The following is a 15,103-nucleotide window of genomic DNA, read 5'->3' as shown; positions in this document are numbered from 1 at the left end:
AGGTCAGGGCGCGGGCGAGGGGCGAGGACTACTCCTCGTCCTCCACGTCGACGGCGACCACGACGGGCCCGGTGACCTCGTCGGTCTCCTGGGCCGGCGACTGGGCGCTGATAACGGCGATGGTGGACTTGGACTGCTCCATGGCAGGGCTCCTTCTCTGCGGAGAAAACGGCGGTGCGGGACGGCTGCCCGTAACCGGTAGTGCCGCGGACCCCCCTGGGGCCCGCCTGCCCGCCTCTGGCTGGGGCGGGGAGCTTATGGGGTTCAGCCCTGGGTGAGGGTGCGTGCGGTGGTCGGCGACGATCCACTCCGTGCCGCCGCCTTCGGGGCGCAGGAAGACGACGGCAGTCGGTGACGCGCCAGGTAGAGGGGTCCCCACTCGCCGATGAACTGCACGATGCCTCGGCGGCCGTGGCCGCCCTCGTCGACAGCCGTAGCGTCCTCGGTGAGCCAGTCGGGCAGCTGCCGGTGGGAGACGGGCCTGCGCGCGGTGTTCATGACGCAACCTCCATCGGTCGGGCTCCCGCAAGGGTGAACCATGCCGACACCGTCACGGAGGGGCATCCCGTGGGGCATCATGTGCCCATGCCGATCGGACAGTTGCTCCGTGATCTGCGATTACTCAAGCCCTGGACCCAGGTCCAGCTCGCCGAGCAGCTGGCCATTTGTGCAGGTGACCCCGCCGGAGCGCCGGGCCGGGACGCGGTCAAACGGTGGGAGAGCGGAAAGGTCATCCCCGGCAGGTACTGGATCGGGCACCTGTCTCGCGTACTGGGCCTCCCTGTCGAGCAGTTGCAAGCGGAAGCTAGGCTCGATCGCGTGAACCGACGAGCCTTCCTGGGACTGTCCGCCCTTGCCGTCACGCACGGCGCGCTCGCCACCGAAATAGCGGCCTGCATCGCCGGGAGCGACCCGGTCCCCCTGGGCCGCGTCCAGACCACGCACGGCGCAGACATCGTCACCGCCTCCATGGCGGACAAAGCGTCCACCGTGCACCTGCGCCGGTGGATGCTGGACGGCGATATACCGATCCTGCGGGTCAACGCCGCGGGCATCCTCGCGAAGCTGCCCGGTCAGGACCACGCCGACCAGGTCGCCCGCGCCCTGGCCCACGACGAGGAAGCCCGCCACCTCTACATGACGGCCGTGACCTCCCGCGTATGCGCCGTGGACTGGACAACGGCCGGCCGGATCGTCTCCCAGCCCGCCTCGTACGGCCACCGCGCGGACTTCCTGGCCACCCGCTTCGCGAGGGAAGCCCTCAACCCCAAGGACTCTGGCGCCCGCTGGTGCTCCTCAATCATGCTGCGGGAGCTGAGCCCCATGATCGGACGGAGTCCCGCATGATCGTCTTCCAAGTCCCCGCCGGCGAGCTCATCGACGAGCTGAACCGCCAGGCCGCCAAGGCCGGTATCACCGACGCGGCGATCGTCTCCCTGATCGGGGCCGCCGACTCCTTCACCGTCTCGACCATGCCCGAAGACGATGCGCTCAAGGACAACATCACCAAGTACGACCTGCCCGGCGAGATGACCGGCACCGGCGAGATCCGCAACGGCTTCGCCCACATCCACGTCGTCATCGGCGTCGAAGGCGACCGCGCCATCGCCGGGCACCTCCACGAAGCGCACATCGGCACCCACTTCGCCCGCGCCTACGTCATCCCCGTCAGCTGAACAACGCACACGCAGGGCGCACACAGCCCGTAAGACAACCGTAAGCGCCGGGGCAGGGCGGGGAGGAAGCCCCCGCCCGGAGAAACGCCTGGCTGCGCTGTTCCGAAACGATGGTGACACGCGTGCTGGATGCTCGAACGGGTGAGGGCCTTCTGACTTCGGTGTGGATCGCGACATCTACGCCCCGACCGCAGGAGTCCCTCGTGCTCCACCGCAATGCCCCGCTGACCCCGACCGGGCGGCTTCGCCTGGCCCAGTACCGGGCGTGACGGTCCGCCCGATCCTCGCGTCCTCCCCGCGCCCGCAGGGCAGCTCCCGGCTCGTGCTCCTGTACGGCGTCGCCCTGGTCACCTCCCCGCGCTTGCGGGGGTGGCTCGGAGCCGGGGGAAGTCGTCATCGGTGGCGCGGTTTGCCAGCTCGGGTCTGGTGATGCCGCCGGAGGCGGTGCCGCAGATGCTGGCCGACCGGCTCACCGAACGGCTGGCGGAAACCAGGGGTGACGCGCTGGTCGACCAGCCGTTTCCGTGGCTGACCCGGCGCGGTCTGGTCCAGCGCCACCGTACGCTCGACATCGAGGGCGGCGTCGAGGTCGTCCCCGCGTCTGCGGAGGCAACTCCGACATCGGCCGACTGTCGTCCCACCGGGCTGCTCGCAACTCCCGGCTTGCAGAACGAGGTGAAGGAAAACAGGTACCCTCGCGTGCATCACCGCAGGTGAAGAAGTGTCGTCCCCGCGCCCGCGGGGGTAGCTCCTGTTCTACGTCGTGCTCGGGGTGGCCGTGCTGGTCGTCCCCGCGCCCGCGGGGGTAGCTCGCCTCCGCCTCCCCCGTTCAGGTACTTCATCGGGTCGTCCCCGCGCCCGCGGGGGTAGCTCCAAGCCCGCTGGCGGCCGCGCCGCCGTCGGTGGGTCGTCCCCGCGCCCGCGGGGGTAGCTCCTCCGTCACGCTCGGCGGCTCCGTGCTGTACCCGTCGTCCCCGCGCCCGCGGGGGTAGCTCCCCGCCGACGCCGGGCAAGCGAACGGACCTTCCGTCGTCCCCGCGCCCGCGGGGGTAGCTCCGGTCGACGGCTCGGTGCCGACCCCGGCGGACAGTCGTCCCCGCGCCCGCGGGGGTAGCTCGTTCGGGGTCCCCGGCTCGATGTGGAGCAGCGGGTCGTCCCCGCGCCCGCGGGGGTAGCTCCCGGCGCGCCCTGGAGATCTTCGCGCACTGCACGTCGTCCCCGCGCCCGCGGGGGTAGCTCACGCGGCGGTCTACTTCTTCATCTTCGGCCTGCTGTCGTCCCCGCGCCCGCGGGGGTAGCTCCCCGGAGGCGCTCCTGTGAGTGACGCCGAGATCGTCGTCCCCGCGCCCGCGGGGGTAGCTCCCCGACCGGGCCGCGCTGCGGCACGCTCCCCGCGTCGTCCCCGCGCCCGCGGGGGTAGCTCGCGGTTCAGTACGCCGAGCCACTCCGTGGAGGAGTCGTCCCCGCGCCCGCGGGGGTAGCTCCTAGAGACCGCCCGCGCCTGGGGGGTGCCCCGGGTCGTCCCCGCGCCCGCGGGGGTAGCTCCGGGCAGCTCACCTTCTCCCGGTTCGGTGTCCCGTCGTCCCCGCGCCCGCGGGGGTAGCTCCGTCGCCCGCGCCCGCCGTCAGCTCCTGCGCGGGTCGTCCCCGCGCCCGCGGGGGTAGCTCCGGTCGTACACGGTGTCCGCCGTGCGGGAGCCTGTCGTCCCCGCGCCCGCGGGGGTAGCTCCCTCGCCGTCGCCGTCGTCCTGCTCGCCGCCGGTTCGTCCTCGTCGTCTCCGCGTCCGCAAGGGTAGCTCGTGGACCAGGCCGACCTTCCGGCAGCGCTGCGCGTCCTTCCCGCGCCTGCGGGGGGTTGCTCCCGGCGGTACGGCGGAGCTGCCCGACCGACCGAGTGGTCCCCGTGCTCGCGGGGGTGCCCCTGGAGCGGCTCGTCGCGTACGGGAACGCAGCGGGCCGTCCCCGCGTCTGCAGGGTAGCTCTCGTCACGGTCGTGCTTCCGCTTGCCGTTCCAGTCGTTCCTGCGTCCGTCGGGGTGGCTTGAGGCCGCGCCCGCAGAGGTAGCTCGGAGACTTCACCGGCATCGGTCGGCTGTCCCACCGGGCTGCCGACATACAGCAGGCCGAACGAGGTGAAGGAAAACAGGTACCCTCGCACGCATCGCTGCAGCTCAAGAAGTGTCGTCCCCGCGCCCGCGGGGTTGGTCCCCCTGCTTCGGTCGGCCCGCGTCAGCCAGGCGCGTCGTCCCCGCGCCCGCGGGGTTGGTCCGCGTGGACAGCTGCCCGCAGGGGCTGCTGAGCTGTCGTCCCCGCGCCCGCGGGGTTGGTCCATCACGTGCTGCCACACACCCGTCCAGTCGCCCGTCGTCCCCGCGCCCGCGGGGTTGGTCCGGACTCGGGGGTCTTCACGGCGAGGACCTGGTTGTCGTCCCCGCGCCCGCGGGGTTGGTCCCCCGCGGTTCCACTCCCTGTTCTGCGGCGGCCAGTCGTCCCCGCGCCCGCGGGGTTGGTCCCAGAACGAGCCCCGGCCGGGCTTCCACACACCGGTCGTCCCCGCGCCCGCGGGGTTGGTCCGCCTCGCCGCCGCGAGTTCACGATCGGGGAGGGGTCGTCCCCGCGCCCGCGGAGTTGGTCCTGGTGGGAGTCGAGGCCGAGGTACTCGCCGGCCGTCGTCCCCGCGCCCGCGGGGTTGGTCCGTGGATGCCGCCGTGGAGGGTGCCGCTGGTCCAGTCGTCCCCGCGCCCGCGGGGTTGGTCCCCGCCCACAGAGGCCGTAGGCGCCCGTCTGAGCGTCGTCCCCGCGCCCGCGGGGTTGGTCCCCGGGTCGCGCAGTTGCTCGGCGAGGACCTCGCGTCGTCCCCGCGCCCGCGGGGTTGGTCCTGGCCGCAGCACCTTCGCCGTCTGCCGCCGCCAGTCGTCCCCGCGCCCGCGGGGTTGGTCCCTTGGCTTCCTCTACCCCCGGCCCGAGCGGCACGTCGTCCCCGCGCCCGCGGGGTTGGTCCCGTCCAGTGGCACCAGTCGCCCGACCCGGAGGTGTCGTCCCCGCGCCCGCGGGGTTGGTCCACTGCACGACTGGCTCTCGCACCCGTAGCCACGGTCGTCCCCGCGCCCGCGGGGTTGGTCCGGCGAGGAGCTTGGCGAGGTGGGTGCGGCTCGTTTCGAGGGACGGGCTGACCTGGGGAGACGTTGATTGGCGTCCAGGTGGGCAGGTCTTCTCCCTGAGGGGAGGAGGTGGTGTCGGTGGGCTCGTTGTTCGAGGCGATCGAGGCCGAGGAGGCGGAGGTCCGGGGCCGGGTGGAACAACTCAAGGCCCAGCTGGCCGAGTTGACCGAGCGGCTGGAGGCTGAGCAGGAGAGGCTGTCACGGCTGGTGATCACCCGTGAGACGGCAGGGGAACTCCTGGCGAGGATGAGCGACGGCAGCGCTGCGGACGAGACGCCGCCGACGGCGGCGGCGGCGGACGTATCGCCGTTCGCCGGGGCCGAGCGCCAGGTCGTGGGGGTGCTGTCGGTGCCGAAGTGGCAGCCGGGCATGGCCGCGACTGTGCTGCCGCGGGTCTACCAGGACATTCTCGAGGTCGTCGATGATGCGCCGGGGCCGGTGCGGGCCAAGCAGATCGTGCCCAGGATCGGGTTGCCGGTGGAGAACGGGAAGATCGAGGTGACGCGGTCGAAGCTGAAGCGTCTGGTGGTACGGGGCTGGCTGGACGAGACCACTCCCGGCCTGTTCACCCCATCCGCCACGAGAAAGACTCATTCGTCCAACACGCCCTGAAAGAAGGGCTCTTCCTTCTAGATTCGAAGGTGCGAACCAGAACGAACCTGCGAGAGAAGAGCCCGGATGGAACCCTACGACATGCGGGGCACGCCTGAGGCGTTCGCACGCTCGGTCAGTGCCTTCGACCTGCTGACGGCCACCCTGTCAGGCCGCGAGGCCGAAGAGTGGACCCATGGTGAGCTGGAGGAACACCTCCAGGAAGCCGGACGCGCGCTGATACGCCAACTGCTGCAGGACCACCTCGACCTGCGCGCGCTGCGCGAGGAAGAACACCTCGCGGCCCGTCCCTGCCTGAGGGTGACGGGTGGCGACGGCATCCCGCGTCCGTGGCGGGAGAAGGGGCATGAGCGGTGGCTGTCCACCGTCTTCGGCCACGTGAGGGTACGACGGGTCGCGCATCGTGGACCTGGGGTGAGCAACGTGCATCCCGCGGACGTAGCTCTGTCGCTGCCCGCGGGCCGGCACTCGGCCGGTCTGCGCCGCCTGGCCGTCACCGAGGCCGTGCGCGGCTCCTTCGACCAGGCCGTGGCTGCCGTCGGCCGGCAGTGCGGGCCGGTGCTGGGCAAACGCCGGCTGGAGGAACTCGTCGTCGAGACCGCCGCGGATGTCGAGGGCTTCTACCGGGCGAAGACCGCGCTGCCCTGCAGCCGGGACATGCCGCTGGTCATCCAGGCCGACGGCAAGGGTGTGGTCATGCGGCCCGAAGCCCTGCGCGAGGCCACCCGCCGCAAGGCCGCCCGGGCCGCCGCCGCGGGCCGGCGGGGGCGGCTGGCCCCGGGCGAGAAACCCAACCGGAAACGGATGGCCACCATCGCCTGCGTCTTCGACATCCGCCCGGCCCCGCGCCGCCCGCACGACGTGATCGGCCCGCCCGAGGGCCGCAGCCACCGTCGCACCCGCCGCCCGCACCCCAGGGCGGAGAACAAGTGGCTGACCGCCTCCCTGGTCAAACCCCCCGAGGAGGTCATCGCCGAGGCGTTCGACCAGGCCCAGGCCCGCGACCCGCACCACCTGCGCCACTGGATCGTCCTGGTCGACGGCGCCCGACACCAGCTCGACGTCGTCCAGGCCGAAGCCGCCCGCCGGGGCGTGACGATCCACGTCCTGATCGACTTCGTCCACGTCACCGAATACGTCTGGGCGGCCGCGCACGCCTTCCACAAGCCCGGCAGCCGTGAGGCCGAAGCCTTCACCGCCGACCGGCTCACCGCGATCCTCGCCGGTCACGCCGCCCGCGTCGCCGACGAACTCCTCGCACAAGCCGACCAGGCCCACCTGGCGGCCTCACCCCGCGAAGCCGTCATCACCTGCCACCGCTACCTCACCGGCCACCTCGACCAACTCCACTACGACACCGCCCTCGCAGCGGGCTGGCCCATCGCCACCGGCGCGATCGAAGGAGCCTGCCGGCATCTCATCGCCGACCGCCTCGACATCACCGGCGCCCGCTGGGGCCTCGCCGGCGCCGAAGCCGTCCTCAAACTCCGCGCCGTCACCAGCAACGGACACCTTGACGCCTACTTCACCTACCACACCGCCCGCGAACACGAACGCCTCTACCCCAGCTCTGGCCTGGCCACATACAGACTGACCGCCTGATCCACGACCTTCACTTCAGAGGAACTGCACCCTGGCGAGGTCGGACAGCTTGGGGTCGTCCCCGCGCCCGCGGGGTTGGTCCGCCGCGGCCACCGTGCAGGCCGAGTGCCAGGGGGTCGTCCCCGCGCCCGCGGGGTTGGTCCGACCGAGCTCGCCCGCTTCTTCGTTCAGCTCACGTCGTCCCCGCGCCCGCGGGGTTGGTCCTCGGCCCGCCTCGCGCGCGCACGCGTAGAGGCCGTCGTCCCCGCGCCCGCGGAGTTGGTCCCCCGTGGTACCTGCGCTGCGAACTGTGCGGATGGTCGTCCCCGCGCCCGCGGGGATGGTCCCACGGCGGCGATGGCGGACCGGGACTTGACCGGCTGCTCTCCGCGCACGCTGGGAGGGTCCCAGGCCGTAGGCCCGCGCGGCATACTCCGCGAACTGCTCCCCGTGTACGCGGGGATGGTCCCTCCCGCTCGGGCGCCTCGATCCAGCCCTGATCCTGCTCCCCGCGTCTGCGGGGAGGACCCTGCCACCGCATGTGTCCTGCGTCGTCGTGGCCCGTGCTCCCCGCGCGCGGGATACGCCTCTGCGCCGTAAGGCTGCGGTCCGGCTGGTGCGGAAGTGGTCCCCGCGCCTGCGGGGATAGCTCGACACCTGGCCCCGCGCCACCACGACGACACCCCCGTGGTCCCCGCGCCTGCGGGGGTAGCTCTTCGGGCTGGCCTGGCCGGAGCCCAGACGCCTCGGTTGTCCCCGCGTTCGCGGGGGTAGTTCGTCCCACCCACGGGCGTCGATGGGACGTCCCATGCCGTCCCCGCGCCTGCGGGGGTAGCTCGGTCGTCGTCGTCCACGCGGACCTCGGCCGGGTGTCCTCCCCGCGCCCGCGGGGGGCGCTCGCTGGCCGGAACCGACCTCGAAACCGTCGCCCAGTCGTCCCCGCGCCTGCGGGGGTTGTTCCCGGTCAACGTCAGCGTCGCTACCCAGGATGTCGTCGTCCGTCCCCGCGCCCGCGGGGTAGCTCCGGCATTGGGCTTCTGCCGGCGAACGTACTGGGGTCGTGCCCGCGCCCGCAGGGCTAGCTTGGCGGCATTGCCAGGGCGCAGCCGCCCCACCAGGCTGTTCTCAACTCGCGGCAGGCCGAACGAGGTGGGAAAACAGGTACCCTCGCATGCATCACCGCAGCTCAAGAGTCGTCCCCGCGCCCGCAGGGGTAGCTTCCGAGGCGTGCCCGCGGGACGACCGGTCGTCCTGTCGTCCCCGCGCCCGCGGGGGTAGCTCCACGGCCTGATCGACCGGTACATGGCCCTGTACGTCGTCCCCGCGCCTGCGGGGGTTGTTCGATGCGCGTCCTCCGGATCGCCGGGGACACCACGTCGTCCCCGCCGCCTGCGGGGGTCGCTCCCGCACGGGCGGCGTCGGCCCGGCGGACAGCGGGTCGTCCCCGCGCCCGCGGGGGTTGCTCCCGGCGGTACGGCGGAGCTGCACGACCGACCGAGTCGTCCCCGTGCTCGCGGGGGTATCCCTGGAGCGGCTCGTCGCGTTTAGGAACGCAGCGCGTCGTCCCTGCGTCTGCAGGGGTGTAGCTCCAGCGCCGTCGTCTACCGGTGCGTGGCTGCGATGTCGTCCTCACGTTTGGGGGCTCGCCGTATGAGCTGCTCCCCGGCGGGCCGGTCAGGACGGGCCCGTGCCCGCAGAGGTAGCTCGGAGACTTCGCCGACATCGGCCGGCTGTCGTCCCGCCAGGCTGCTCCCCCCTCACAGCAGGCCGAACGAGGTGAAGGAAAACAGGTACCGTCGCGTGCATCGCTGCAGGTCAAGAAGTGTCGTCCCCGCGCCTGCGGGGGTTGTTCGGCGGAGTTCACCCCTGGGACCAGATGCACATCGTCGTCCCCGCGCCTGCGGGGGTTGTTCGGTGCTGTCCGCGTCGATCGAGGCGTGCATCAAGTCGTCCCCGCGCCTGCGGGGGTTGTTCCCGCAGAGGCGGCATTCCATGAGCCAGGGCTGGGTCGTCCCCGCGCCTGCGGGGGTTGTTCCCAGGAACTCCCACATGCGGTCGCCACGGAGGGGTCGTCCCCGCGCCCGCGGGGGTAGCTCTGCCTGACCACGCCGCCTACGTCGACCAGCTCGGTCGTCCCTGCGGCCGCGGGGGTAGCTCTGTGGCGATCCTCCGCTGTACCCATCCGGCCTCCTCCGTCCTCCCCGCGCCCGCGGGGGTAGCTCGAACGAACGAACGGCGCTGGAACATCACCTATTGGGCGTCCTCCCCGCACCGGCGTGGTTGCTCGTGGACCGGGCGCAGCATCGGCAGCCTCCGGGGGTGGTACCCGCGCCTGCGGGGTAGTTCGAGCACGCGGAGCGGGAGCGGATCAAAGCGAAATCGTCCCTGAGCCCGCAGGAGGGGGAGCTCCGAGTGCCCCGTGCCGGCCGGAGAGCGGGTTCCGTCTTCCCCGCGCCTGCGGGGGTTGCTCCACGTCGTCGCCCAGCTCGCGCAGGAGCTTGGCTCGTCCCCGCGCCGGGGGTTGCTCCGAGGGCGACGTCCCCACCCAGACCATGGACGTGTCGTCCCCGCGCCTGCGGGGGTTGCTCTCCGCGGCGGGCGGACTGCTTGCGGTCGGTGCCGTCGTCCCCGCGCTCGCGGGGTAGTCCGCAGCCGGTTGAAGTCGCCAACGGTGGCGCGGTTGGCCAGCTCGGGTCTGGTGAGGCGGCCGGAGGCGGTGCCGCAGATGCCGGCCGGCCGGATCACCGGCCGACTGGCGGAAGCCGGGGGTGAGGCGCTGGTCGACCAGCCGTTTCCGTGGCTGATCCGGCATGGTCTGGTCAGCGCCACCGTGCGCTCGGCGTCGAAGGCGGCGGCTGTTGTCGTCTGCGCGTCTGCGGGGGTAGTTCGACGATGTCCTCCCGGACCTCGGCGAGGCCGCCGTCCTCCTCCCCGCACCCGATGGGAGTGGCTCCCGCACGTCGTGCTGCACCAGGGCCAGGCCGGAGCCGGACGCCTCGGTCGTCTCCGGCTAAGGAGGTAACTCCGAGATCGGCCGGCTGTCGTCCCACCGAGCTGCTCGCAACTCACGCCAGGCCAAACGAGGTGAAGGAAAACAGGTACCCTCGCATGCATCACCGCAGCTCAAGAAGTGTCCTCCCCGCGCCCGCGGGGGTAGCTCCTGACTCCCCGGATGTTGCGGGAGCGAGCGGAGGTCCTCCCCGCGCCCGCGGGGGTAGCTCCGCGGACCGGTGTCCCCGAAACGCCGCGCCATGGTCCTCCCCGCGCCCGCGGGGGTAGCTCGCCCCCGCCCGACTCCCGGGCGGGGGTTTTCTGGTCCTCCCCGCGCCCGCGGGGGTAGCTCGCTGATCTCGGCTTCGGCCGCGCTGATCGCCGCGTCCTCCCCGCGCCCGCGGGGGTAGCTCGGCTCGCGGCTGTGCTTGCCGTCCACCCCTCGGGTCCTCCCCGCGCCCGCGGGGGTAGCTCGGCTCGCGGCTGTGCTTGCCGTCCACCCCTCGGGTCCTCCCCGCGCCCGCGGGGGTAGCTCTCGTGCTTCACACCCTCTGCTTCACAGTGTCCGGTCCTCCCCGGGCCCGCGGGGGTAGCTCCCTCATGCGGCGGTACTTGACCCCGCGGGAACTGTCCTCCCCGCGCCCGCGGGGGTAGCTCGGCGGCTCCGGCCCCGGCCCCGGTCCTGGCCGGGGTCCTCCCCGCGCCCGCGGGGGTTGTTCGATCAGCCGGAAGGCCCACCCGGCTCTGCTGCTGTCGTCCCCGCGCCTGCGGGGGTTGTTCCCTCATCCGCGCCCTCGAACGCGGCGCCTGGATGTCGTCCCCGCGCCTGCGGGGGTAGCTCCCCTTCGGCTCAACGGCCGTGTCACCGTTGATAATCGTCCCCGCGCCCGCGGGGATGGTCCCGCCGCATCCCCTGCCCCGCTCTCCGTGGTGTGCTGCTCCCCGCGTCCGCAGGGAGGACCCTGCCACCGCATGTGTCCTGCGTCGTCGTAGCCCGTGATCCCCGCGCGCGGGATACGCCTCTGCGCCGTGAGGCTGCGGTTCGGCTGGTGCGGAAGTCGCTGTATCGACCGCCAGTCCTACTGTCGATTGTGTGCTGAGCGGGGCACGGCTCGTACGGCCTAACGCGGCAGGAGCCCGGCCGTTGTGCTGGCATGGGGGGTGGCCTGTGCTTCTTAAGCTGGTCTTGTGGGTATCTGATCTGTGAGTTTCACTCGGTCGGATGTTGCCCTGGCCTGGTGGCTAACCGGTTGTCAGTGGCAGCTGCTTGACTGGCAGCCGGAAACGAATTGGGGGTTCGCTATGACGACGGTGATTCACAAGACGCCGGAGCAGTTACGGGAGCAGCGGGACAGGTTGCTGGCTGAAACGGGCATGTCCTATGAGCAGCTTCGTGACCGGGCCGAGGTGTACAGCCTGTCGCTGGATCAGCTGGACGTGTGGCACACGATCGAGGGGATCGACTACCTTCTCGACGGTGACCGAGGAGACGTCGAAGCTGGACGAGTTAGCGGCCGCGTTTGCGGATGACCTGACTGCTCTCACGCGGGGTGTCTTGGGTGATGACACCCCGCGTTTCGCTGCCCTGAACATGGGCAAGCGCGTGCGGGTCTCACCCATATCTGCAGACGAGACGGAACTGCGTATTCCGGTCTCGATCAACAGCGAGCCGGTACTCAGTCTCAAAGTGCGCTACTTCTGCTGCTGGGACGGCACCAGCACGTTTCTGGCCACTGACCAGGCCGACGTCCACATCCACTACGCGGGCATCACGGACCCACTGATCCGCTTCGAGTACGTACGGGACAGCAAGGAGCCACCCGGCGCGCACATCCAGGTACACGCCCACCGGGACGAGATGGCTTACCTGCTGCGCCTGGCTGACGCGGGCCGGCCGAAGCAGGGTCTCAGACGGCGCAGGCTCCCGCGGCTCTCGGAAATGCACATCCCCGTCGGTGGGCATCGGATGAGACCGGCTCTGGAGGACGTACTGCTCTTTCTCAAGAGGGAGTTCGCGATCGACACGGTGCAGAGTTGGCGCACAGTGATCGAAGAACGGCTTCGGACCTGGCGAGAGATCCAGTTGATGTCTGCGGTCCGGGACGCACCCGAAGCCGCAGCGGATGTGCTGCGGGCGCTGGGCTATGAGGTGAAGTCCCCAACGGTCATCCGGCCGAGAGCGTCACACGACGACGTAAAGCTGTACTGGCCATGAGCTTTTGGCAGCCAACTCAAAGGGATCGTCCCACCGAGTCGTCCCCGCGTCCGCGTGGGGTTGCTCGAGCGAGTTCGCCCGTACGGTGCTCACCCACCTGTCGTCCCCGCGTCCGCGGGGGTTGCTCCTCGGGCTCCAGGGCTTGCGCACGGTCCTCCTGGTCGTCCCCGTGCCCGCGGGGATTGCTTCACGTCGGCCACGGCCGGGGTGTCGACGCCGTAGTCGTCCCCGCGCCCGCGGGGGTAGCTCGATGGACGGGTGGCAGCTCGGTTGGATGGCTGTGTCATCCCTGCGTCCGGGCGGGGAAGCTCTGCCCAGCAGCGGCCGGCTCACATGGCCGTTGCCGAGCTCGCAGTACCCGCAGTTGCCCGAGCCTGTGGCGCAGCAGGTACTCCGCCGTACGGTGCCGCGCGGCCTCCCCGGCGGCCCGGGCGGTCTCGGGCCGCCGGGGACTGCGCCGCAGCTCGGCGGCGAGCACAGCGGCCGCTTCCGCTTCCGCCTCCGGGCCCGCGGTCAGGCGTCGCAGCGCAGCGGCCTGCTCCTCGTCACGGACCCGCTCGGCCACCTGCACCGCAGTGAAGGCGGTGAGGGTCTTGTCGGCCTTGTCGCCGACCTGCCCGCGGCAGCCCTCGGTGACCAGCGCCCGGATACGGGCCTCGCAAGTCTCGCTCAGCACGGCGACTTTCTCCGGGTTGTCGAGGGCGGAGCGCGCCGCGACCGCGAGGTCGACCGCCTCCGCCACCAGCACCTCCGTACGCCGGGTCCAGGAGCAGCGCGGGCACAGCCCCGCCGCGTCGGCGAGCCCGCAGTCGGCACACGGCGCGGACAGCCGGGCCTGCTCAGCCTCCTGCTCCCGCTGCCGGCGTCGGGCCACGGCCGCACGACGGCGCTCCACCTCGACGGCGGTACGAGCGTGCCGGGCACGTGCACGGTCCGCTTCGAGGGCGGAGTGCTCACGCAGCCGCTCCTCATAGGCGGCCCGGCTCACCGGTCCCTGGCCCTGCTCGGCCGTCATGACGGCACGGACCCGGGCCCGCAGCATCCGGCGGTCAGCGATGGCCGTGGCACACGAGGGGCACTCGCTGCGGGTGTCCAGCCGGGTCCCGTCGTCGCACCGCGGGTCCGCGCAGGCCGGCCGCTGGACCAGACCGCGCCGGATCAGCCACGGGAACGGCTTGTCGACCAGCGCCTCACCGCCGGTCTCCGCCAGCCGGTCGGTGAGCCGGTCGGCCAGCAGCCGCGGCCCGCCGCCCTGGTGCTCCAGCAGGCCCTCCAGCCGCATGATCTCCGCCTCCGCAGCCGCCTGGACCTGGTCCTGCTGCCAGCCGGAAAGCTGCGCCCACAGCCCCGCGACCGGCCCAAGCGCAACCTGCAGAGCAGGACGAGCCGGAAGCCCCACCCTCCGCTGCAGCTGCGCCTTTTGCCAGCCCACGGCCTTCGGCCGGCCACCGGCACCAGCCCCGGCAGCACGCTGCCCACCCCGCTCATCGACCGGGGACTCCTTCAGCTGTTCCCAGCGAAGCGGGCCGCCCACAGCCACTAGCGACACCGGACAGACAGCGCCGTCCTTGCCGTCGACGGCCTGGTCCTCGCCCGCGCACGCGCGCTCCGGCCGACGGCCTTCACCCCCACGGCCTTCGCCGGAAAAACCACAAGCAAGCTGCGGAGGAAGGACGGGAGTACCCACAGAAGCGTGGTCTGTGTGGAGCTCTGCACTATCGGGACGCTCCTGATCTCCCGCACTCCCGGCACCCTCAGTACCGCTGATCCCAGGCGTACCAAGGGAACCAGCAGCATCGGCAGGAGCATGATCTCTGACTGCACCATCGGGACGCGCCAAAAACACGGTCCCGGAGCTCTGAACAGCCTCCACAGAGGCCACGGTGCGGCCATACGCGCGGGCCACCGGCAGCAACATGACCCGGCCCCGGCCGTTCATCCGCGTCTTGGTGTCCCGACGCTGCCGGGCCACGACACCGGCCTCCGTCAGCCGCGCCAGGACCTTCCGTGCCCCGGACGGCGAGCAGCCGAGCAGCCGGGCCAGCGTCGCCGCCCCGCGCCCCTCCTTCTTCTTGACCGAGCCGCCGCACAGCTGCAGCCAGCCCGACGCCCGCGTGTTCAGCACCATCAGCAGCAGCCCGAGCCGGTCGGTCGCAGCCCCTTTGCCCGTACGGCCGGCCAGCAGCCCCGGTGGCGTCGCCTCCCGGTTCTCCGGCGTCCAGCCGTGCCCGAACAGTGCCTCGATGAGGCGCAGCAGCGTCGCCAGCTCCACCTTGTCCAGCGCCAGCGGGTGCCCCGCTCCCCCGCCGTGGTGGGCGTTCCACAGCGGCATGACCAGGCAGTCCAGCCCGGTCGGGTGCCCCTTCGCGTCCCTCACCACACGGGTCCGCAGCGCGCCCGAGCCACGCAGCACCGGCAGCACCTTGTGGTGAACGGTCGACTCCTTCACGCCCATCCATCGGCCAAGCTCCGAGCCCCAGATGGACGTCTGGAGGTCGTTCTTCTCGCCCTGCGGCGCCCGCGACTTCGCGTACAACACCACCGCCGCCAACTTCGCTGCATCCTTCAGCCCGGCGATCGACGGATGCGACAGCAGCGCCTGGACCGCGGCGAGCAGCCGCAGTCGCATCTTCCGACCGAGGTGCAGAGGGTCGTCCAGGCAGCCGTCATTCGGCTGCCCGGAGGCCGGAACCGACCGCAGCGCGGCCCGCTGCCGCGGAAGGACTGCAGAGCCGTTCACAGGGCCGTCGGCCGGGTCAGACTGCATCGCGACGAGCGCCGCCCTCGACATCACAGGAACGCACCTCCGCCCACGCAGCACACCGGGGTGAACGGGAACCTGCTGCCGAACCGATCGTTGTGCGGGACA

At 71.8% G+C, this 15,103-nt stretch carries 9 protein-coding genes and 4 CRISPR repeat arrays; of the genes, 7 read left to right on the top strand and 2 right to left on the bottom strand.

The window, feature by feature from the left end; all coding sequences use genetic code 11:
* Positions 1 to 264: 264 nt before the first annotated feature.
* Positions 265 to 498 (bottom strand): hypothetical protein, encoded by a 234-nt coding sequence (locus Sdagh_RS24765; protein ID WP_190078676.1) that lies wholly within the window; start codon positions 496 to 498, stop codon positions 265 to 267.
* A gap of 321 nt (positions 499 to 819) precedes the next feature.
* Between Sdagh_RS24765 and Sdagh_RS24760 the strand changes: the two genes are divergently transcribed.
* The 7 genes from Sdagh_RS24760 to Sdagh_RS24730 all read left to right on the top strand — a co-directional run bounded on the left by Sdagh_RS24760 (position 820) and on the right by Sdagh_RS24730 (position 12,234).
* Positions 820 to 1,347, top strand: a complete 528-nt coding sequence (locus tag Sdagh_RS24760) for a hypothetical protein (RefSeq protein ID WP_190078677.1) — start codon at positions 820 to 822, stop codon at positions 1,345 to 1,347.
* Entirely contained in the window at positions 1,344 to 1,676 is a 333-nt protein-coding gene (locus tag Sdagh_RS24755; RefSeq protein ID WP_190078678.1) for a PCC domain-containing protein, read from the top strand. Before Sdagh_RS24760 ends, Sdagh_RS24755 begins: the two co-directional genes overlap by 4 nt.
* Positions 1,677 to 2,075: 399 nt before the next feature.
* Positions 2,076 to 2,393 carry a hypothetical protein gene (locus Sdagh_RS24750; RefSeq protein WP_190078679.1) on the top strand — a complete coding sequence of 106 codons (318 nt, stop codon included), beginning with the start codon at positions 2,076 to 2,078 and terminating at the stop codon, positions 2,391 to 2,393.
* Between the two features lie 6 nt (positions 2,394 to 2,399).
* A CRISPR array of direct repeats spans positions 2,400 to 3,404; the repeat unit is 28 nt.
* A 449-nt stretch (positions 3,405 to 3,853) separates the two neighbouring features.
* A CRISPR array of direct repeats spans positions 3,854 to 4,797; the repeat unit is 28 nt; unit sequence GTCGTCCCCGCGCCCGCGGGGTTGGTCC.
* Between the two features lie 116 nt (positions 4,798 to 4,913).
* Entirely contained in the window at positions 4,914 to 5,447 is a 534-nt protein-coding gene (locus Sdagh_RS24745; RefSeq protein WP_190078772.1) for a hypothetical protein, read from the top strand.
* A gap of 66 nt (positions 5,448 to 5,513) precedes the next feature.
* The gene (locus Sdagh_RS24740) at positions 5,514 to 7,049 is read left to right on the top strand and encodes an ISKra4 family transposase (RefSeq protein WP_190078773.1); all 1,536 of its coding nucleotides are present in this window, start codon (positions 5,514 to 5,516) and stop codon (positions 7,047 to 7,049) included.
* Between the two features lie 54 nt (positions 7,050 to 7,103).
* Positions 7,104 to 7,375: a CRISPR direct-repeat array (repeat unit 28 nt; unit sequence GTCGTCCCCGCGCCCGCGGGGTTGGTCC).
* A 2,784-nt stretch (positions 7,376 to 10,159) separates the two neighbouring features.
* A CRISPR array of direct repeats spans positions 10,160 to 10,916; the repeat unit is 23 nt; unit sequence GTCCTCCCCGCGCCCGCGGGGGT.
* A gap of 405 nt (positions 10,917 to 11,321) precedes the next feature.
* Entirely contained in the window at positions 11,322 to 11,549 is a 228-nt protein-coding gene (locus tag Sdagh_RS24735) for a hypothetical protein (RefSeq protein ID WP_190078497.1), read from the top strand.
* A complete protein-coding gene (locus tag Sdagh_RS24730; protein WP_190078498.1) occupies positions 11,497 to 12,234 on the top strand; it encodes a hypothetical protein in 738 nt (245 codons plus the stop codon). The genes Sdagh_RS24735 and Sdagh_RS24730 overlap by 53 nt, the downstream gene beginning before the upstream one ends.
* A gap of 283 nt (positions 12,235 to 12,517) precedes the next feature.
* Here Sdagh_RS24730 and Sdagh_RS24725 read toward each other — a convergent pair whose 3' ends face one another.
* Complete coding sequence (locus tag Sdagh_RS24725) at positions 12,518 to 14,863, bottom strand: hypothetical protein (RefSeq protein WP_190078499.1); 2,346 nt, start codon at positions 14,861 to 14,863, stop codon at positions 12,518 to 12,520.
* Positions 14,864 to 15,103 lie beyond the last annotated feature (240 nt).

This window comes from Streptomyces daghestanicus, assembly GCF_020521275.1.
GTDB lineage: Bacteria > Actinomycetota > Actinomycetes > Streptomycetales > Streptomycetaceae > Streptomyces > Streptomyces griseoviridis.
The sequence above is the reverse complement of the archived record's forward strand: the minus strand, read 5'-3'. Positions and strand labels throughout refer to the sequence as shown.